This is a genomic window from Kitasatospora sp. NPDC058243, from assembly GCF_042882025.1.
Classification (GTDB): domain Bacteria; phylum Actinomycetota; class Actinomycetes; order Streptomycetales; family Streptomycetaceae; genus Kitasatospora.
In genome coordinates, this window is record NZ_JBHVWW010000003.1 from 206,783 (window position 1) to 225,728 (window position 18,946).

16 protein-coding genes are annotated in these 18,946 nt (G+C 71.8%); 10 read left to right on the forward strand and 6 right to left on the reverse strand.

Going from position 1 to position 18,946, the window contains the following annotated elements:
• Positions 1-153: 153 nt before the first annotated feature.
• The 7 genes from ACFVX9_RS04020 to ACFVX9_RS04050 all read left to right on the forward strand — a co-directional run bounded on the left by ACFVX9_RS04020 (position 154) and on the right by ACFVX9_RS04050 (position 5,961).
• Entirely contained in the window at positions 154-426 is a 273-nt protein-coding gene (locus ACFVX9_RS04020; RefSeq protein WP_380375072.1) for a hypothetical protein, read from the forward strand.
• 273 nt (positions 427-699) lie between these two features.
• Complete coding sequence (locus ACFVX9_RS04025) at positions 700-1,215, forward strand: hypothetical protein (protein WP_380375073.1); 516 nt, start codon at positions 700-702, stop codon at positions 1,213-1,215.
• A 77-nt stretch (positions 1,216-1,292) separates the two neighbouring features.
• Positions 1,293-1,775, forward strand: a complete 483-nt coding sequence (locus ACFVX9_RS04030) for a hypothetical protein (RefSeq protein ID WP_387980285.1) — start codon at positions 1,293-1,295, stop codon at positions 1,773-1,775.
• An 82-nt stretch (positions 1,776-1,857) separates the two neighbouring features.
• The gene (locus tag ACFVX9_RS04035; protein ID WP_387980287.1) at positions 1,858-2,775 is read left to right on the forward strand and encodes a DUF2637 domain-containing protein; all 918 of its coding nucleotides are present in this window, start codon (positions 1,858-1,860) and stop codon (positions 2,773-2,775) included.
• Positions 2,738-3,586, forward strand: coding sequence for a phosphoadenosine phosphosulfate reductase family protein (locus ACFVX9_RS04040; RefSeq protein ID WP_387980289.1), 849 nt, complete (start codon positions 2,738-2,740; stop codon positions 3,584-3,586). The genes ACFVX9_RS04035 and ACFVX9_RS04040 overlap by 38 nt, the downstream gene beginning before the upstream one ends.
• A gap of 193 nt (positions 3,587-3,779) precedes the next feature.
• Entirely contained in the window at positions 3,780-4,769 is a 990-nt protein-coding gene (locus ACFVX9_RS04045) for a hypothetical protein (RefSeq protein ID WP_387980291.1), read from the forward strand.
• A 190-nt stretch (positions 4,770-4,959) separates the two neighbouring features.
• A complete protein-coding gene (locus tag ACFVX9_RS04050) occupies positions 4,960-5,961 on the forward strand; it encodes a hypothetical protein (RefSeq protein WP_387980293.1) in 1,002 nt (333 codons plus the stop codon).
• Positions 5,962-6,060: 99 nt separating this feature from the next.
• Here ACFVX9_RS04050 and ACFVX9_RS04055 read toward each other — a convergent pair whose 3' ends face one another.
• Positions 6,061-6,948: a hypothetical protein gene (locus ACFVX9_RS04055; protein WP_387980295.1), complete on the reverse strand. Its 888-nt coding sequence runs from the start codon at positions 6,946-6,948 to the stop codon at positions 6,061-6,063.
• 94 nt (positions 6,949-7,042) lie between these two features.
• Positions 7,043-7,504, reverse strand: a complete 462-nt coding sequence (locus tag ACFVX9_RS04060) for a hypothetical protein (protein WP_387980297.1) — start codon at positions 7,502-7,504, stop codon at positions 7,043-7,045.
• A 315-nt stretch (positions 7,505-7,819) separates the two neighbouring features.
• Between ACFVX9_RS04060 and mobF the strand changes: the two genes are divergently transcribed.
• Positions 7,820-12,847: a MobF family relaxase gene (gene mobF, locus ACFVX9_RS04065; RefSeq protein ID WP_387980299.1), complete on the forward strand. Its 5,028-nt coding sequence runs from the start codon at positions 7,820-7,822 to the stop codon at positions 12,845-12,847.
• Positions 12,848-13,214: 367 nt separating this feature from the next.
• Here mobF and ACFVX9_RS04070 read toward each other — a convergent pair whose 3' ends face one another.
• Positions 13,215-14,108 (reverse strand): SDR family oxidoreductase, encoded by an 894-nt coding sequence (locus tag ACFVX9_RS04070; RefSeq protein ID WP_387980301.1) that lies wholly within the window; start codon positions 14,106-14,108, stop codon positions 13,215-13,217.
• 181 nt (positions 14,109-14,289) lie between these two features.
• On the opposite strand from ACFVX9_RS04070, the gene ACFVX9_RS04075 reads away from it, so the two are divergent.
• Positions 14,290-14,763, forward strand: coding sequence for a hemerythrin domain-containing protein (locus ACFVX9_RS04075; protein ID WP_371520471.1), 474 nt, complete (start codon positions 14,290-14,292; stop codon positions 14,761-14,763).
• An 872-nt stretch (positions 14,764-15,635) separates the two neighbouring features.
• Here the strand turns inward: ACFVX9_RS04075 and ACFVX9_RS04080 are convergent.
• The 3 genes from ACFVX9_RS04080 to ACFVX9_RS04090 form a co-directional block, all read right to left on the reverse strand.
• A complete protein-coding gene (locus ACFVX9_RS04080; protein WP_380375089.1) occupies positions 15,636-16,070 on the reverse strand; it encodes an SRPBCC family protein in 435 nt (144 codons plus the stop codon).
• A gap of 25 nt (positions 16,071-16,095) precedes the next feature.
• Entirely contained in the window at positions 16,096-17,730 is a 1,635-nt protein-coding gene (locus tag ACFVX9_RS04085) for a phytoene desaturase family protein (protein WP_387980303.1), read from the reverse strand.
• 496 nt (positions 17,731-18,226) lie between these two features.
• Positions 18,227-18,379, reverse strand: a complete 153-nt coding sequence (locus ACFVX9_RS04090) for a hypothetical protein (protein ID WP_387980305.1) — start codon at positions 18,377-18,379, stop codon at positions 18,227-18,229.
• A gap of 90 nt (positions 18,380-18,469) precedes the next feature.
• Between ACFVX9_RS04090 and ACFVX9_RS04095 the strand changes: the two genes are divergently transcribed.
• Positions 18,470-18,808 (forward strand): PRC-barrel domain-containing protein, encoded by a 339-nt coding sequence (locus tag ACFVX9_RS04095; protein ID WP_380375132.1) that lies wholly within the window; start codon positions 18,470-18,472, stop codon positions 18,806-18,808.
• The last annotated feature ends 138 nt before the right edge of the window (positions 18,809-18,946 follow it).

Sequence of the window (18,946 nt, forward strand, 5' to 3'; positions counted from 1 at the left end):
AGACAAAAAAGGCTCCGAGGAGCGAGAAGGCTGGGGAGTTGGACAAGGGGGCTGACCCGCACCCTGGGGACCGCCCGCCCGCCAGTCCTCGGGGGCTGGGCCGGCCCGGCACAGGCCGCCACCACCAGCCCACCGCGAGAACTGGGAAGCCCCTTGACCACCATCGTTGAACGCCTGCGCACCCTCGTGGCCGAGGTCACCACCTTCGAAGAGGAATGGGAGGAGAAGTTCCGCACGGCCCTGCCGTCCTACGATCCCAACCGTGAGGACTTCCCCGTCGACCCCGGCGACGAGGAGGGCTATTACACGCTCTGCGCCGACCGCGCGGCCGAGGCCCGCGACCAGCTCCACCGGGTGACCATCAGCGTCGAAGCCGTCGCCCGTGAGCTGACGGACACCGTCGCCGAGGCGGACCAGCCCGGCTGACCGACCCACCGGCCGCCCAGCGCGAAGCTGGGCGGCCCCCGGCCGGGAGCGCCGAGCTGCGGGGATCGACCCCGCACCACGGCCCAACCCCTCCCGCAGCCCACCCACCGCAGCACCCACCCGCCGCACCGCCCGCCGGCCCCTGCCGCCCGCACCCGGGCGGCCCCCGGCCGGGAGCGCCGAGCTGCGGGGATCGACCCCGCACCACGGCCCAACCCCGCGCGGCACCTCCCGCTGCACACCCACACCCCTCAACCACCACAGGAGAAGTGCGTGCCCACCCTGCCCCACACCGGGCTCCAGACGCCGGACCAGCCTCGCTACGAGGTCACCAGCTGCCAGGAGCTGGCGCTGCTCCGGGCGACCCCGTTCCTGGCCACCCTCAGCCGCAGAGGCCGCAAGATCGGCAGCGCCCAGAACTACGGAGACGGGGACGCCACGGAGTTCGTGCCTCACGGCGACGTCGACGTGGCCGAGTTCGCCCACTTCGCCGACGCCTGCCGACTCGACGGCCGGCCCGTCAGCCTCTCCCTGCTGCTGGACCTCCTGATCGAGGAGTTCAACGTCGGCCGCTCGCTGCGCGCACAGGCGCGCCAGGGCCGCACCCTGCTGCGGGAAGTCGCTCCAAACCGCACCGTCACCATCAGCGGCACCATCCCGATGCCCGCCACCGCGGACGACCGCCGCCGCGCGCACGCCGCCCTCGGGCTGCCGCTCACGGCCGGTGCCACGACCCAGTTCTGGAACGGCAACAGCTGGGAGCACCTGGCCGGCACCCCCGCGACCTGACCCGTCCCGGCGCGGCCCCCGGACCGCGCCGAGGCCCGGCCAGAACCCGCCCCCGATCACCAACCGGAGACACCACCATGCCCAAGTTCATCGTCCCCATCGACGTCATCACCGTCCACGTGGTGCCGGTCCTCGCCCCCACCCCCGCCGCAGCCCAGGCCGAAGCCGAACGCATCGTCACCATCGACCGGAAGACCTGGTACGACCACACCGAGCCGCTGTGCGTCGGCGACGCCCACACCGAAGCCGAGTGGGACGCCCACCAGGAAGCCTCCAGCCGTGAGGACCTCGGACGAGTGACCGTCCCGTTCCCCGCCCGGCCGGCGAAGGAGAGCACCCCCGCAGTCCGGTTCCGTGCACCGCGCACCGACCACCACGCCGACGACACCGAGTGTCCGCCCGAGCACAGGCACACCACCTCCGGCAAGCCCCTGACCCCGGGGTGCTCCGGACGCGCCTACTCCCAGGCCGAATGCAGCTGCGGCGAATGGTCGGTCAAGCACGCAGGCAAGGGCTTCGTGGACGACGCGCGCCGCCAGCACGTCAGAACCGCGCACTAACGGTGCGCTCCATCCGATCAACGGGTGCGGCCCGGAGGGCAACCGGGCCGCACCCGCCCACGAAAACCGAGAGAACAAGATCGTGACCCCGACCACCACCGACAGGGACGCTCTCACTGCGGACCTCACCGTCGGCATCCTCGGCGTCTGCGCGTTCGCCGTCTCCTTCACCCACGTCGTGCAGACCGCCACCGAGGCCGGCCAGACCGGATGGGTGGCCTACGCCATCGCCGTGTCCGTCGAGCTGATGGCGCTCGGCGCCGTCGCCGAGATCCGCCGCCGCAAGCGCGCCCGACAACCGGCCCGGTGGCCCCGCGGAGTCCTGGTGCTCGGCGTGGCGATGAGCCTCGCCGCCAACCTCGCCGTCGCCCGGCCCACCCCGTGGGGATACGTGATGGCCGCCTGGCCCAGCCTGGCGTTCCTCGCCGCCGCCGGAATCATCGAATCCCGCCCCTCCGGCCCGCCGACCGACCTCGCACCGCCACGGTCCGCCGACGCAGACACCCATGAGCACCAGGACGTCGCCGCCTGCCCTCCGCCGCCCGGCCCACCCCCGGCCGAGCCGGACGACCACACCCGCGCCGAAGACCCTGCCGAAGTGCCCGACGACGTCGAAGCCGATGAGATCGACGAGCAGCCGGCCACCGTGCCGCCGACGGAGCGGCCGAGCAAGCTGCGCGTCATCACCGACCTGCTCGCCGAGATGCGCGCCGACCCCGACTGGCGCCCCGACTACGACGAGCTGACCACCAGCACCGGCTACAGCCGGTCGTGGTGCGAGAAGCGGGTGGCCGACGCCCGCACACTCCATGGCCGTACGGAGTCAAGCCCCGGGCAGGAGCCCCCCGTCCACACGGGAGACCCGCGGCCCCGCGCTCCGATTCGTACAGCCCGGGACGCCGACGACCGGCCCCTCCCGCCGACCTCCCGACCCGCACCGAATCCGTACGAGGAACCCGCGCATGAGCACCACCCTCCACATACCGCCACAGCTGCGTGACGCCGACGCCTACGTACTGAACAACAGCGCGGGCAAGGACTCCGCCGCGATGCTCCACCTGTGGGCGGCCACCGCCACCGAGGAGATGCTGGAACGTACCGTCGTCCTCCACCTCGACCTCGGTGACGCGGAGTGGGACGGCGTGCTGGCCCTCGCCGCACAGCAGGCCGCCGCGTACGGGCTGCCCTTCGAGGTCCGCCGCCGCGAGCGCGGCGGGCTGCTCGACCTGGTCCGGGAACGGGGCCGCTGGCCCGGGCTCTCCACTCCCTTCTGCCGCAGTTACCTCAAGCGCGACGTAGCCCGGAAGTTCTACACCGAGCTGACCAACCGGCTCGGCGTCACCGGCCGGCCCGCCCGCATCGTCACCGCGCTCGGACTGCGAGCCGACGAGAGCACAGTCCGTTCCCGCCGCCCCACCCTCGCCCTGGACCGCGCGGCCAGCTCCGGCCGCCGCCAGGTCACCACCTGGCTGCCCATCCACCAGCTCAGCACCGACGCCGTGTGGAAGACCGTACGGGCCAGCGGCATCCCGCCCCACCCCGCCTACCAGAACCTCGACCGCCTGAGCTGCCGACTGTGCCCGTTCGCCGGACGGCGCTCCCTCATCACCGCCGCACGGATGGCACCCGACACCGCACTGGACTACGCCCTGGTCGAAGACGAGATCCGCGTACCGTTCCGCCGCGACCTGTCGATGGCCCAGATCATCGAAGCCGCCGAGCGTGAGGACCCCGGCCCCGTACGGGCCCTGCGCCCGTGCGGAGCCGCGCTCCGTACGTTTCCGCACCGTATGGAGGTGTGCGCCGCATGACCCGTACCGACTCGGCGGCCCTCCCGGTCGTACTCAGTTTCGGCATGGGGTCGACAGTGCCGCCGTTGCCGCTCGATGGCTCACCGAGCCGGCCAGCCGGGACTTCCCGCTCGACCGGTTGACCGTGCTGACCGCGATGACGGGGGACGAGCCCGACGTCACCCGACGCTTGGTCGAGCAACACCTTCTGCCGATGATGCGCAGCAGTGGCGTGCGGTTCGTCCAGCTCAGCAGGACCAGTCAGCGGGGCGGCTACACCGTGTTGGACGACTCCCGCAGCCCGCGCCGCCTGATCACCCGCGGACCGTGGCGGCTGTCCGACGAACTCCGCGCCAGCGGCACCGTCCCGCAGATCGCCGCCAAACGCCGGCTGTGCAGCTTGCACGCGAAGGGAGACGTGCTCGACGGTTGGCTGGGCGACGAGTTCCGGGGCACCCCGTTCCGGCACGTGCTCGGCTTCGCCAGCGAGGAACTCCGCCGAGCCGAGAGGGACGAAGGCTTCACCGCCCTCGGCCGCCTCCCCGAGTACCCGCTGATCAACGACTGGGGGTGGGACCGCCACCGGTGCGAGCAGTACCTGATCGACCGCTTCGGCGAGCCGTGGACGAGGAGCGCCTGCGGGTACTGCCCGTTCTCCGCCGGGCGGCGTGGGAGGGCCGAGCTGGTCGAGCGCTGGCGGGCGGAGCCGGACATCGGCGCCCAGGCCCTCGCGCTGGAGTACACCGCGATGGCCCTCAACCCACGCTCGAAGCTCTACGGCGACACCGCAGCCCAGGACCTCGCCCGCACTCACGGTCTGGCCGACGTCCTCGCCGAGTTCGAAGAACACCTTCGGCGGCAGCGCTGGAGCGTCTACGAGGTCCGGCGCATCATCCACCCCCGGCGGCACGACCCCACCGCCAAGGGCGCCGCTTGGCGAAGCGTGCGCACGGTGTTCAGCGGCAGCCGGACCGATGCCACCGCCGCGCTGGCGGCCATTGCCACCGGCAGAGCCGTCACCGACCAGTACGGGATCAGCAGGGCCGAGATCATCCCCCGCACCGACGGGTTCCCCGCGATCGAGATGACCCTGGCCCTGGCACCGGCCGGCGTCGCCGACAAGGAACGTTCCGCGTTCGCGGCGTGGTGGGAACGGCTGCACCACCAGGCCGATCTCACGCCCCCGGTCGCGCTCGCGGCGTGAGCGGAATGCATGACGGGGGCCAGCAGCACGGCCGAAGCCGTACCGGCCTCGATGGACCGGCTTGGGCAAGCCGCTGGCCCCCTCCCACGAAGACCGATCCCGAAAGACCGCTACTCCGCGCCGGTAGATTAGTCCATGTCGAACTCGGGGAGGGTCCTCCCCCTTGAACAACCACCCCAAGGAGACTTCCGTGCCCCCCGCCCCGACGCTCGCGGAACGGCTGGACGCCGCCACCGCGGACAGTCTCAGCGTCGCTGACATCAGCAACGCGACCGGGCTGTCCGAGTCCACCGTCCGCCGCCTCGCCAAGGACCCGGAGTGGCCCGGCTCCGAGGAATCCGGCGACCACCGCGAGGAGCGGTACCCGCGTGAAGCCGTCGCCGCGTGGATGCGCGACAACCAGGCCGCCCGCATCGACGTGGCCGAGCTGCCGGGGGACGACGCCGACCGCGTCACCCTCACCGAGGTCGCCAGCCGGACCGGCCGACTGCGCGAGACCGTCAGCCGCATGCCCTCCACCTACCGCAACAGCGCAGACCCGTTCCCCACCGCCGATCCGCTCGGCACCTACAGCTGGGGCGAGGTCAAATCCTGGCTCGGCCGACGGTCCATCCGCACCGGCCCCCGCGGAACGGTCCAGCCCCCCGCTCCCACTGCCGAGCCCACCACCCAGCCGGTGCTCGACAAGGTCACCACCGCCATGATCGAGCGCCTGACCGGCAAGGGGAAGGAGGCCGTGAAGACCCTGGTGCGCAGGCCTGAGATCGCCGCGCTCAGCACCAAGGTCGGCCGACTCCGGGTGTGGTCCGCCGACGCCCTGCTGCCGCTGCTGTGGCAGCTCGGCTACCTGCCGGCCTCCGGCCCGCTCGGTGCCGAGCCGACCGCCGTCCTGGTCGAGCTCGGCTACCTGCCCGCCACGGGGAAGCCGACCGCCGAGCAGCGCGCCGTGCTGCGCGAGTTCGGCTACGACGAGGAAGGCAGCGTCGAGCACCGCGCCTGGCTCGCTGGACCACCCCGCTCCGCGACCGAGCTGTCCAGGTACTACGGCGTCAGCATCAGCGCGATCAGCAAGCGCATCGCCCGCGCCCAGGAAGCCGGCCAGCCCGTGCCGCACCCGATCGACACCGAGGACGGCAAGCGCTACGACCCGAAGGTCTTCGACGCATTCTGGAACCCCCCGGCCGCCGGGTAGCGACCGCCGAACACCACGAAGGCGCTGCCGACCAGCTCACGGTCGGCAGCGCCTTCGCCTCTCTCCCCGTCCCCACCAGCGCACGGGGACCACCCTCGGCTAGCGCGGCACAGCGTCGCTGCTGTTGCTACCCGCACCGGCGGGCTCCGGGTAGGACTTGAGGAGCATGTGGTGCCGGGCCCCTCCCTCGATCGCCGCAGTCGCCTCCCGGGGGATGACCACGATCCCCTCCAGGAGCCCCACAGCGCGGCGGTAGGCGGTCTGACGCTCAGCGTCGGACGCCCCCTCGCCCAGCGCGGTACGCAGGAGGCGCTGAGCCTGCGCGACCGCCGCGCGCTCCCGCTCCGGCAGCCGGCCCGTGCCGACCTTGCGAGCGTGGCGATCAGCGACCTGCCAGGCGATCTCCAATGCCGTCACCGCTCGCCCGTACTCCGCGGCAGCGTCCGAACCGGCGGCGCGGGCGTCGGCCGCCGCAGCGAGTGCGTGCACCAGATCGGCGGTCTCCCGCACGGAGACATCCGTCAGCAGCGGACGTTCCAGCACCGCCAGGATGTCGGAGCAGTACGCGCCGTACTCCTCTAACACAAGATCGTGCCGATCCTCGATGCGCTGACGCCGCAGCCGCGCGGCCCGGCCGGTCGCCCGGCGCTTCCTCACCGCCAGGGTGGCCACGGCCGCCCCGGCCACCGCCGCGACCGCGACCGCGACCAAACCGACGACGCCCCACGGCACCTCGAAGCCGCTGTCCGTCGGCACCGGCTCAGCCTGCGGCGAGCCGGCTGCCGAGTCCCAGATGGCCGGGAACACCTTCAACACCAGCGCCGGGCACGCGGCGACGGCCAAACCCGCGAGGAGGCCGCGGACCGGGGAAGCGTCGTGCCGCGCCATCAAGCCGTTCACGGCGGACCGGACCAGCGAGCCGAAGGCGATCACAGTGCCGAGAGTCAGCCCGATCCACTGGACCCACTGATCAGGGTTCTGACTCATCCGCGGCACGTCCCAAGCAGTAGTTCGAATACCACCGCATCGTCTCACGCTGCTCGCAGCCGAAGCCGTGACGAACGGCACCGGCACCTACCCGTCACCCCTGCACCGGCTCACCGCTCCCAGAGCCGGCGGAGCAGGCCGCCGCGCGTCCCGGACCGGACTCCACGGCCGCGACCGCTTCGGCACCGCGGCCGTCGCCGCGCAGCTTCCCGGCCCCGGCGACCTCCGCCAGGATCGCCCGTACGTCCGCCAGCGACAGCCCGGTCAGCTCCGCGATCTGATCGCGCGGCTCGCCCAGATCGGCGAGCGCCGCCACCGCCTCCCGCGCCAGGCGCTCCGGCTCCCGCGCCGCCGCTTCCGCGTCCGCCAGGATCTTCTCCGCCCGAGACCGCGCGGCCACCCGCAGCTGCTCTGCCCTCCTCGTCTGCTCGTAGAAGTCGATCAACGCCGACTCCACCTGCCGCTCGCGCCGGAGGCGCTCCGCATCCCGCGCTGCCTTCGCCTGCTGCGCCGCCCTGACCGCACTGGCCCGCGTCGCCGAAATTCTTCCACTCATGCATCGAATTTAGCCGAAAAAGCCTAGTCCGCAAACCCCTTTGAATCCCCCTTGATAAGCGTCGATAAATGTCGAGAAGAGTCGATAGAAAAACCGCGACGCACATCACACTTCCACTCAAGAAGGCCGCCTGAGCTGCCCATATGCCAGCATCACCAAGCCATCCAGACACCTCTTGCAGATATTCTGAGCATGGTCCGCTGCGCGGGGCTAAAGTACTCGCATGGCATTTGATGAGGCAGGTGAATCGGCGGCTCGAATAGCCGTCGCACCCACCCTCATTCGTAACCGGAAAAGCGGGAGGTGGTTGCGTTGATGACCATCCACAAGCTCACCGCCGGCAACGGCTACACCTACCTGACGCGCCAGGTCGCGGGCGGCGACGTACAGCGTCAGCGGGGACAGTCGGCAGCCGAGTACTACACGCAGAAGGGCAACCCGCCGGGCATCTGGCTCGGACGCGGTGCGCCCCTGCTCGGGCTCGACGGCGCCACCGTCACCGAGGCGCAGATGCAGGCCCTTTTCGGCCTGGGCCAGCACCCGGACGCCGAGCGCATCATTGCTGAGCACCTGGCCGCCAACGTGCGCGCTGACATGGACGCCGAGCAGTTGACCGCCGTGCGCGCCGCTGCGATCAAGGCCGCCACCCTCGGACGCAAGTATCCGGAGTACAAGCCGCTCGACCCGTTCGCCGAGCGCGTCGAGAAGCGCCTGGCCGTCATCGAGAAGCAGGCCCGCCGCGAGCCCACCCGCGCCGAGATCAAGAAGATCCAGCACGAGGAGTCCCGCCGCCAGCGCGCCGCCGTCGCCGGCTTCGACCTGGTCTTTGCCCCGGTGAAGTCCGCTGCGGTGCTGTGGGCGCTGGACGAGCGCGAGGAGGTCCGCGCCGCCGTCCGCGACGCCCACGAGGCCGCCCGCGACGCCGCGTTGGAGCTGCTGGAAGAGCACGCCGCCTTCACCCGCACCGGCAGCACCGGCCAGGCCCAGATCGAGACCAAGGGCTTGGTCGCCGTCGCCTTCGACCACTTCGACTCCCGGGCCGGCGACCCCAACCTCCACACCCACGTTGCCATCGCCAACAAGATCCAGGGCGTCGACGGCAAGTGGCGCTCGCTGGACGCCCGCGGCCTGCTGGCGATGACGGTCGCCGCCTCCGAGTTCTACAACTCCCGCTTCGAGACCGAGCTGACCGCCCGGCTCGGCGTGCAGTTCGAAGCCCGCGAGGACTCCGCCACCAAGCGGCAGCCGGTGCGCGAGATCGTCGGCGTACCCGTCGAGGCGATCACCCACTTCTCCAGCCGCCGGACCGAGATCGAAGCCCGCTACGAGCAACTCCTTCGCGAGTACCGCCGCGACCACGGCCACGACCCCTCCCGCGGCATGACCCACCAGCTCGCCCGCCAGGCCAACCTCGACACCCGCGAGGGCAAGAAGGCCGCCCGCTCCCTGGAGGAGATGCGCGCCGACTGGACCCGCACCGTCGCCCAGGCCCACGGCCAGGACGTCATCCACCGCGTGATGGCCGCCGTCCCCGCGCCCGAGACCGCCTCCGCCCAGGCCGAGGAGCAGGTGCGCGAAGCGGCCGACATCCCGACCCTGGCCGGCACCGTGCTGCTCGCCGTCGCCGAGGAACGCGCGGTGTGGACGGTCTGGAACCTGCGCGCCCACGCCGAGCGCCTAGCCCGCTCCGAGCACCCCACCAACAGCACCGACGAGCACCAGCAGCTGGTCGAGGCGATCGTCACCGAGGCGACCTCCCCGGTCCACAGCATCCGCGTGGACGTCCCCGCCCTGCTCACCGAACCCGAGGAACTGCGCCGCTCCAACGGCGACTCCGTCTTCGTCCAGCACGCCTCCGCCCGGTACACCAGCAGCACCATCCTGGACGCCGAACGCCGCCTGGTCGACGCCGCCCTCACCCCCTTCACCAGCGGCCCGAACCCCGCCTTCGTCGGCGCGGCGATCGACGGCTTCGAGGCCCGCCACCGAACCCTGGACGACGGCCAGCGCGCCCTCGTCACCAGCTTCGTTACCGACAAAAGGCTGCTCGCGGTCGGCCTCGGCCCGGGAGGCTCCGGCAAGACCACTGCCATGCAGGCGTACGTCCACGTCGCCAACCAGGCCGGACAGCGTGTCGTCCCGCTCGCCACCTCCGCCGCAGCCGCCGCCGTCCTCGCCAAGGACCTCAAGCAGCCCGCCGAGAACCTCCACAAGTTCCTCTGGGAGTACACCGGCGGCACCTACGCCGGTCAGCTCCAGCGAGGCGAGAACATCCCCTCCAGCCGGGCCGGCTTCGCCCTGAACCCGGGCGACGTAGTCCTGGTGGACGAGGCCGGGATGGCGGGCACCCTCAACCTGGACAACCTCACCCGGATCGCCGCCCAGCGCGGCGCGACCGTGCGCCTGCTCGGTGACTACCGCCAGCTCAGCTCCGTCGAAGCCGGCGGCGCGCTGCGCCTGATCGCCGCCGTAGCGGGCGCCGTCGAACTCACCGAACTCCACCGGTTCAGCGACAAGGCCGAAGCCGACGCCACCCTCAAGATCCGCGTGGGCGACGGCAGCGGCCTGGACTTCTACTTCACCAACCAGCGGGTCGTCAGCGGCTCGCGCACCGCCATGATCGAGGCCGCGTACGACGGCTGGAAGGCCGACATGCTCGCGGGCAGGACCACGCTGATCAGCGCCGCTTCCGGAGCCGATGTCACCACCCTGTCCGCCCGCGCCCGCGACGAGCGCGTGGCCGCCGGCCAGGTCGAGGCGGACGGCGTCCTGCTGCGCGACGGCAACCGTGCGGGACGCGGCGACTGGATCGTCACCCGCGACAACAACCGCAAGATCACCACCAACCGGGGCCGCGACTTCGTCAAGAACGGCGACGCCTGGGAGATCCTCCAGCGCCACCAGGACGGCTCGCTTAAGGTCCGACACATGGGCCACCGCGGACACCTCACGCTGCCCGCCGAGTACGTCGCCGCCAACGTCCAGCTGCTCTACGCCTCCACCGTCATGCGCTCCCAGGGCGGCACCGTGGACACCGCCCACCCCCTGGTCACCGAGGACATGACCCGCGAGGACCTGTACGTCCAGCTGTCCCGCGCCCGCCACAAGACGACCATCTACACGGCCACCCACGACCTGCTGCCGTTCGACACCGACGAGCAGCTCGACCAGCCCAAGAACGACCCCGACAGCTTCGCCGCCCGCGAGGTCCTGGAGCGCGTCCTGGGCCGTGAGGGCGCCCAGCTCTCCGCCACCGACACCATCCGCAACGCCCAGGAGGATGCCGTCTCCCTGGCCACCCTGGTACCCCGCCACCAGCACGCCACCGAGACCCTCACCACCCCCTACTACCACCAGCTCATCCACCGACTCCTCGGCTCCGCCCTCGCCGACCAGATCACCAGCGACGACGCGATGACCGCCGTCGTCCGCGCGCTGCGCACCGCCGAAGCCGGCGGCTGGCAGCCCGAGCGGCTGATCGCCGCCGCCACTTGGCGCGGCGACCTGACCGCCGCCGACTCCCCGGCCCAGGCCCTCGCCTGGCGCCTGAACACCATCACCGACGACCGCCCGGCCCCGGCCCATCTCGATGCCCCGAGCACTGCGGACACCGCCCGCTACGCCTCCCTGGTCGCGGCGCTCACCAACCTGCCCGCCCACCGGTTCGACCCCGAGGCCGCGACCGTCGAACCGGCCGCCCTGGGCGTCGCGCCCGCCGCCGCCCAGCTCCCCGATGCGCACCCGCACGTCTCCGCCGACACCCTCAACCGCTACGCCGACGCCGCCGCCACCGCGGTCGGCACCACCACCGACAAGGTCACCGCCCACCCGCAGTGGCCGCACCTCGCCGGCACCCTGGCCGCCGCCGAGCGCACCGGCCGCGACACCAACGCCCTGCTCACCACCGCCGCCGCCCAGGCCACCGGCACCAGCGACCCGGTCACCGCCCTGACCCTGGCCGCCCGCACCACCCTGGCCAACGACGGCATCCCCGAAAACCACCAGAACACCCCCGCCGCCCTGCGCCACCAGGCCCTCGCCGCCGACATCCTCGGCAACGAGAACGCCACCCGCGCCCTGCGCGAGAACACCTGGCCCGCCCTCACCGCCGCCCTGCGCCGCGCCGAGACCGCCGGCCACGAACCCGCCACCCTGCTGCGCCAGGCCGCCGAGAGCCGCCCGCTCACCGGCGCCGACAGCCTCAGCCAGGTCCTCGCCTGGCGCATCGGCCGCCACCTCGCCACCGCCGCCCCAGTCACCACCGAGCAGCAGAACGACCGCGCCGAAACCGAGCTGTGGCGCACCCTCGCCTGGACCCTCAAGACCATCGAGACCACCGGCACCACCGCGGAGACCGCCCTCTCCGAGGCGACCGGCCGCACCGCGCTGCCCGAACTTCTCCAGCAGGCCCAGCAGCAGGCGCTCGCCCACACCCGCGCCGCCTCCGGCCGAGCCGACCTCCCGGCCTGGATCAGCGCCGTGCCGCGCTCCACCGCAGCCAACCCGCTCCACCACGAGTACCTCACCGACAGCGCCGTCCTCATCGCCAACCGGGTCTCGGTGCTCGCCGACCGCACCGTGGAGAACCGCCCGGAGTGGAGCCGGACCCTCGGCGAAGCCCCGACCGACCCCACCCAGCGCGCCCAGTGGCAGCAGCAGCTCGCCCTCGTCGCCGCCTACCGCGACCAGTACAAGGTCACCGACGACAACGCCGCCCAGCCCGCCGGCCCCCACATCGAGGAAGGCCGCACCGGCCACGACGCCTACTGGCAGGCCACCGCAGCCGCCATCGCCGCCCGACGCATCGCCGCCGCACCGGCAAGCGCGGAGACCACCACCGGAAACACCGACCAGCAGGCCCGCCGCCAGCTCGCCGCCGACGTCTACCGCACCCTGCCCGAGGCAGACCAGGCCGAGATCCTGCGCGCCGTCGCTACCCGGACCGGCGCCACCTGGCTCGCCACCCTCCCGCGCCTGGACGATGCGGCCCTGGCCCAGCAGCACGTCGCCGAGCAGGTCACCACCGTGCTCGCCGACCGCCGCCAGCTGACCACCGAAGCCGCCCAACCTGAGCAGCAACAGCAGGCAGAGGAGCCGCGTCAGCCCACCCTCGCCGAGCGCCGCCGAGCCGGCCGCCAGGCCGAGCGCCAGGCCCACCGCGAACAGCTGCTCCAGCGGGGTGGACAGTCCGCCCGAACCGCCCGGGCCGCGCCGCTCCGCCGGGTCGAACCGGCCGAGCAGCGCCAGAACCAGGCCCCGGCCCAGCGCGCGGCCACGCCGCAGCCAGCGGCCCAGCCGCCGCCGCGGGTCCGCCAGGACCAGCAGGGCCCGCGTCTTCGGTGAACCGGGTTTCCGGCGGCAAGACGCTGGACGCTCTACTGGCCGACGCAGGCGTCACGATGCCTGACTACGATCCCAATGCCCCCGCCACGGCCGACATCTGGAACTACGCCTCAGAGGAATTTCGCCCGCTACGACTCCCTCAATACCTGGGTCGTACGAGGCACCACCGTACGACCGGACAACACCTGGGAGACGGTTGAGTTCCCCATGTTCAAGGCCAACCCCGACATCGCCTGCATCTTCCAGATCGACGCCAGCGCTGCGGTCAAGAGCGGCAGTACGGGCCGGGTTTGCGGCTCGTAGCCTCCAGGATTCCGCGAACTCGCCTGCTTCCGGGCGCTCCGTGACAGCGTTCCACGGGGCGGGGTCAGGGCAGGGGTGTACCGCCGGTGGCGTTGAGGATCTCGGCGGTGATGTAGGAGGACTCCTGGGAGGCGAGGAAGACGTAGGCGGGGGCCATTTCGGCGGGCTGGGCGGCGCGGCCGAGAGGGGACTGCTCGCCGAAGTGGGCGACTTTCTCCTCGTCCATGGTGGCGGGGATCAGCGGTGTCCACACTGGGCCGGGGGCGACGGCGTTGACGCGGATGCCGTCGGGGGCGAGCTGGAGTGCGAGGCCCTGGGTGAAGGCGACGATCGCGGCCTTGGTCATGGCGTAGTCGAGCAGGTGGGGGCTGGGCTTGTAGGCCTGGACGGAGGCGGTGTTGATGACGGAGGCGCCCGGGCGCAGGTGGGGCAAGGCGGCACGGGTGGTGAAGAACATGCCGTACAGGTTCGTTCTCATGACGCGGTCGAACTGCCCGGTGGTGATCGCGGTGAGTCCGTCGGGCTGGGACATCTGGTAGGCGGCGTTGTTCACGAGGATGTCGAGGCGGCCGAACATGTCGGTGCAGCGTGTCACCAGGTCGGTGCAGAAGTCCTCGTCGCGCAAGTCGCCCGCGACGGCGAGGGCAGGTCGGCCGGCGTCGACGACCAGGCGGGTGGTCTCCTCGGCGTCGGCCTGTTCCTCGGGCAGGTGGCAGAAGGCGATGTCGGCTCCTTCCCGGGCGAAGGCGAGTGCGACGGCGCGCCCGATTCCGGAGTCGCCGCCGGTGATGAGCGCGACCCGGCCGGTCAGGCGGCCGGTGCCGCGGTAGCTGGTCTCGCCGTGGTCCGGCCGGGGCGTCATCTCGTCAGCGGTGCCGGGGTGGGGCTGGGACTGTTCCGGGAACGGCGGCTTCGGGTGCTGTTCGGTCGGGTCCCGCGGCGCGGGCTGGTCACTCATCACGGCGGGTGCTCCCTGGGCTGCTGGGCGGTTCACGGGGGCGAGTCTGGCCGTACGCGAGCCGGTTCGCGCGGCGGGCTGCGGCATGCGGGTGGTCTGTTCGGCGCGTCCGCGTGCACCCCGGGCCGTCGGGTACGCGTCCGAGCGACCACTGGCCACCCGCCCAGCGAAGGATGCGTGCATGGACGCGATCGTGCTGTTGAAGGAAGATCACAAGACCGTCGAGAAGCTGTTCAAGGCCTTCGAAAAGGCAGGCGACCGGGCCTTCGCGGAGAAGCGCAGGATCGCAGACCGGGTGATCGAGGAGCTGACGGTGCACGCGGTCATCGAGGAGAAGGTCTTCTACCCGGCGGCCCGTGAGGCCGCACCTGAGACGAAGGACCACGTGCTGGAGAGTATCGAGGAGCACCACGTGGTGGTGTGGATGCTCTCCGAACTGTCCGGCCTGGACCCGGAGGACGAGCGGTTCGACGCGAAGATGACGGTGCTCATGGAGAACGTGCGCCACCATGTCGAGGAGGAGGAGAAGGACTGGTTCCCCGAAGTCCGCAAGGCCATGGGGCGCAACCGCCTTCAGCACCTCGGCGACCAGCTGGAGGAGGCGAAGAAGACCGCCACCCGCGACCCGCTCAAGGTGCCCAGTGCCACCGAGTAGGAGCCGGTCCAGGCGTTGCGGCCGGGGGAGGTTGGCCTAGCCTCGGCTGTGTGACCAGACCACCGTGCCGGTGCCGGCCCCCTCCGTGGCGGTCGCGGTGTCGGTGCGGGCGTCGAGCGCGGTGAGGAAGTCAGCAAGGTTGTGCTCCTGTTGGAGCCGGCGGCGCGGGCGAGCAGACGAGCGGGCGCGGTGCAAGGCGCCTCTTGTCGCAGCGTTGCCAGTGTTGGCATCACCTGGTTCTTCGTGGCCTGCACGGGCACCGCGGCCTCCGCGGCCCCGAGTCTGGCCAGGGTGGCGGCGAACTCGGCAGCTCCAGGGGCAACCGGGTGCCGCTCGCCGCCGCAGGCCGCTCCACGTCCTGGGCGCGGTCGTGCTGGCACCCTGGTGCGAACCCGGCAACCCCGTGGAACACCTGCGGGGTAAACGGCTCGTCGTCCTGCACGCCGTGCGGACCGCGTCGCCAGCGCCGGCAAGTCCCATTCATTCGCTGCCAGGGCCCAGCGTGCCGGATCCGACGTACGCTTCATCGCCGTGCTCCGCGGCGGCCACACCGTGATCACCAGCACCCGCGGCTGGCACCACCTCGCCGCCCGATTCGTCACGGCAATCCTCGGGGACGCCTGCTTCCGGGGCTCCCTTCACGCTGCTGGCCTTCGAGAAGGAGCCGGTGTCCGTCCGGCGACGGCGCCGATTCCCCGAGGACGGCGGTTGCGGGGTCGCCGACGTACGCGCCGGGCCGGGCGGCCGGGGTCCATGCCTTGGTCGGTTTGCGTTGCCGTGCCGGGCTTGCCGTTGTGACCGCGGTCGCCGAGGTCTGCGGACTCCTCGCCAGATCTCGATGCGCGAGATCCGCAGGCCCGCGCTCCGGCTGCCTACTGTCCGCGGGTGGCGTTGCGGGCCAGGTTGGTGAGCAGGTGGCGGTTGCGAAGGTGCAGGGCCAGCTCGATCGGTGGTCCGTGAAGACGGGCTCCGAGCCCGCGCAGCGGGTGTTCGTCGAGGATGACGAGAGTGTGGTCGGCCCAGGGAATGAGGGTGAAGGCGATCCTGGCGGTGCCGAACGGTTCGGCTTTGGCCTCCAGTTCCAGCCTCCGCCGAGTCTCGCAGATCCGGACCTCGCAGGTGTCCTCGAAGGTCAGCGGTCCCAGTCCCCCGCGGAAGCGCAGTGCGGCGCCGACCGTGGGCCAGTGACTGTCGGCGTGGAGGATCTCCTTGGTGCCCACCACCCACTCGGCGTAGCGGTCTCCGTCCGCCAGGATGTCCCATACCTGGCTGGGCGGGCATTCGATCAGCTGCTGACGTTGTGCCATGTGCGCTGTCCCTCTCGCGTAGTCGTCACCCGCGTTCCGGGTTCCCGCCGAGCAACCGCTGGGCTGCACTGAGACCTGGTGACAGGATCCGCCCGGCCAGCAGACGGTGGGAACGCAGTGCGGCGCGTGCGGCGTTGGCCCCGCACGCGCCGTGCACGCCGCCGCCGGGGTGGGCGGAGGAGGAAGCGAGGTAGAGGCGCTCGATCGGGCCCTCGGGCCTGCCGGTGCCCGGGGTGGGCCGGAAGACGAACTGCTGGTGGATGGCGGTGGTGCCGCCGTTCACCGCGCCGCCCACGAGGTTCTCGTCCAGGCCTTGGAGCACGGGCGGGGACAGGATCCGCCTGGCGGTGACCAGTTCCCGGAAGCCGGGGGCGAACCGCTCCACCTGGCGTTCCAGTCGCTCGGCCATCGCCTCGCTCTCGCGCGCGTCCCACCTTCCGGTGATGGCATCGCCGCCGAGGTCGTCGGCGATCTTCTGCGGGACGTGGGTGTAGGCCCAGGCCGACTGCGTTCCGGCTGGCGACCGGGAGCCGTCGGCCGTCGTCATCTGCCCCAGCAGCGCGAAGGGGCGGCGGGGAAGACGGCCGGTGGTCACCTGATGGGCGTAGTCACTGAGCTCGTCCAGGTCCGCTCCGAGGTGGACGGTGCCGGCGTCCGCCGCCTGTGCCGCCGTCCACGGGATGGGGCCCGACAGTGCCCAGTCGACCTTGAAGGTGGAGAAGTCCCACTGGAAGCGGCGCAGGTCCTGGCGCAGCCTCGGCGGGAGGTGCTCCCAGCCGACGAGCCCGCCGTAGAGAGCGGTGGCGGCGACGTCCGCGAGCACGGCTCGGCGGGCGCGGTAGCACTGGCCGTCCGCGGTACGCACACCCAATGCCTTGCCGCCGCGCACGATCACCTCCTCGACACGCTGGCCGCAGCGCACCCGGCCGCCGCGTGATTCCAACCGGCGCACCAGGGCGTGGGTGAGGCTGGTGGAGCCACCGACCGGCACGGGCCAGCCGACCTGCTGCCCGAGCATCGCCATCAGCCAGCCGAACGCCGCGCTGCCAGCCGCCTCCGGGAGGAGATCGGCGTGCAGGGCGCAGCCGGCCAGCAGCAGACCGGCACCCGGCTGGGTGAACTCTTCCTCCGCCAGCCTGCGGACCGGCAGGGTCATGAAGCGCGCAGTCCGTATGATTCCGGCCGGCCGGAGTCTGGCTGCCATCACGGCGGTCGGCTTGATTGGCGGGAACGGGGTGAAGAGGCTGCGCAGCAGGTGCGGGTGCAGGGTCTGCCACAGCGCGGTCAGCCGCTCCCATGCAGCCGCGTCGGATGCCCCGAAGACGCTCTCCAACTGGTCGCGCGTGGCGGTGGGGCCGCGGTGGAGGGTGGCGCAGCGGCCGTCCGCGAGCGGGTGCGCGAGAACGGTGGGGGCGTGGCTCCACGCCAGTCCGTGCTGCTCCAGTTGCAGAGCCCCGATGGCGGGCGACGCCTTGGCCAGGGGGTAGAAGGAGCTGAACAGATCGTTGATGAATGCGGGGTCCAGGGCGCGGTTGCTGCGGACGGCTCCGCCGGGCTGGGGCTGCGCTTCGAGGACCTCGACCTGCCAGCCTGCGTCGGCCAGCACGTTGGCTGCCACCAGGCCGTTCGGTCCGGCGCCAATCACGATCGCGTCAGCCATCCTCGCTCCCTTGCTGCCTTGGCCCATCGTTGGCCCCTCAAAATCACGGTACCCAACGCCACCCGAGGCGGCCCGGTGGACGGCCCGCGGCCCTTGGCGCAGGCTCACGCGGCTGACGGCCTGAGCGGCGGGGAACGAGCGGGCGTCGCGTCGGGACCAGGACGCCACACCTGCCTCCACGCGGTCCCGCTGCCGTGACGCGAGGCGCGCCGGATGCTGGTGGCGGCAACGACCGGGGTCCACCTGGCGTGGCCCAGTGGGCCGCTCGCCGACCGGCGGGAAGGAGCTCTGGGCGGCTGTGCGGGTGACAGCGGTAGCCGGGTGTGCGGTGCCGCGTGGTCGGCAGTGCCTTGGCGCGCGATGATCGCGTTGACGTTTCCCCGGGTGAGGAGCTGACGTTCCATGGTGGAGCGCATGCGGTGCCTGGACCGCACCGAGGTCGCGTTCGTCCTGCCCGCCGGCTGCCCGGCCGGTGAGGTCGGAGTGGTCGGCGACGTCAACAGCCGGCAGCCCGGCGCCCACCCCGCTCGCCGAGCGCGCCGACGGCGACCGTGTCGTAGTGGTCACCCTGCTGGTCGGCCGGCGCCACGGGTTCCGTCAACTCGCCCAAGGCGAGCACTGGCGCGACGAGGCAGGCGCGGACGGTCATGACGGCCGCAACGGCTCCCGGGTGCCTGACTGCCCGGTGCAACGTAGATCCCCGCACCCTATCCAGAGAAGAGGAATCTCCGTGACCGACATGTGGAGCTACAACCCCGAGTCGCACTACACGCCCGGCGTGAGCCTGGTCGGCTTCAAGGTCGAGGCGACTGACGGCCATATCGGCAAGGTCGACGAGGCCACCGAGGAGGTCGGCTCCGCCTACATCGTGGTCGACACCGGCCCGTGGATCTTCGGCAAGCACGTCCTGCTGCCCGCCGGAACCGTTGTGCGCGTAGACATGAAGGAAAAGAAGGTCAACGTCAACCGGACCAAGGAGCAGATCAAGAACGCACCCGAGTACGACCAGGACAAGCACCGCGGCGACAGCGGCTACCGCGACCAGGTCGGCCGGTACTACGGCGGCCACCACAGCTGATCCGCCCCCGGCTGATACCCCCGGCTGGGGGTCCCCACATGCGGGGGGGCCACCAGTCCGTTGGGGGGGGAAGTCGTCAAGAACCCCCCGGGGTTGGGCTCTCCCCTGTTTCAGGAGGTTTTTGGGGGGGTTTGGGAA

Bases quoted from the DNA above. Each gene is read 5' to 3' on its own strand.
- ACFVX9_RS04030 (WP_387980285.1), top strand. From the start codon at position 1,293: ATGCCCAAGTTCATCGTCCCCATCGACGTCATCACCGTCCACGTGGTG.
- ACFVX9_RS04040 (WP_387980289.1), top strand. From the start codon at position 2,738: ATGAGCACCACCCTCCACATACCGCCACAGCTGCGTGACGCCGACGCC.
- ACFVX9_RS04045 (WP_387980291.1), top strand. From the start codon at position 3,780: ATGATGCGCAGCAGTGGCGTGCGGTTCGTCCAGCTCAGCAGGACCAGT.
- ACFVX9_RS04055 (WP_387980295.1), bottom strand. From the start codon at position 6,948: ATGAGTCAGAACCCTGATCAGTGGGTCCAGTGGATCGGGCTGACTCTC.
- ACFVX9_RS04060 (WP_387980297.1), bottom strand. From the start codon at position 7,504: ATGAGTGGAAGAATTTCGGCGACGCGGGCCAGTGCGGTCAGGGCGGCG.
- mobF (WP_387980299.1), top strand. From the start codon at position 7,820: ATGACCATCCACAAGCTCACCGCCGGCAACGGCTACACCTACCTGACG.
- ACFVX9_RS04070 (WP_387980301.1), bottom strand. From the start codon at position 14,108: ATGAGTGACCAGCCCGCGCCGCGGGACCCGACCGAACAGCACCCGAAG.
- ACFVX9_RS04075 (WP_371520471.1), top strand. From the start codon at position 14,290: ATGGACGCGATCGTGCTGTTGAAGGAAGATCACAAGACCGTCGAGAAG.
- ACFVX9_RS04080 (WP_380375089.1), bottom strand. From the start codon at position 16,070: ATGGCACAACGTCAGCAGCTGATCGAATGCCCGCCCAGCCAGGTATGG.
- ACFVX9_RS04085 (WP_387980303.1), bottom strand. From the start codon at position 17,730: ATGGCTGACGCGATCGTGATTGGCGCCGGACCGAACGGCCTGGTGGCA.
- ACFVX9_RS04090 (WP_387980305.1), bottom strand. From the start codon at position 18,379: ATGACCGTCCGCGCCTGCCTCGTCGCGCCAGTGCTCGCCTTGGGCGAG.
- ACFVX9_RS04095 (WP_380375132.1), top strand. From the start codon at position 18,470: ATGTGGAGCTACAACCCCGAGTCGCACTACACGCCCGGCGTGAGCCTG.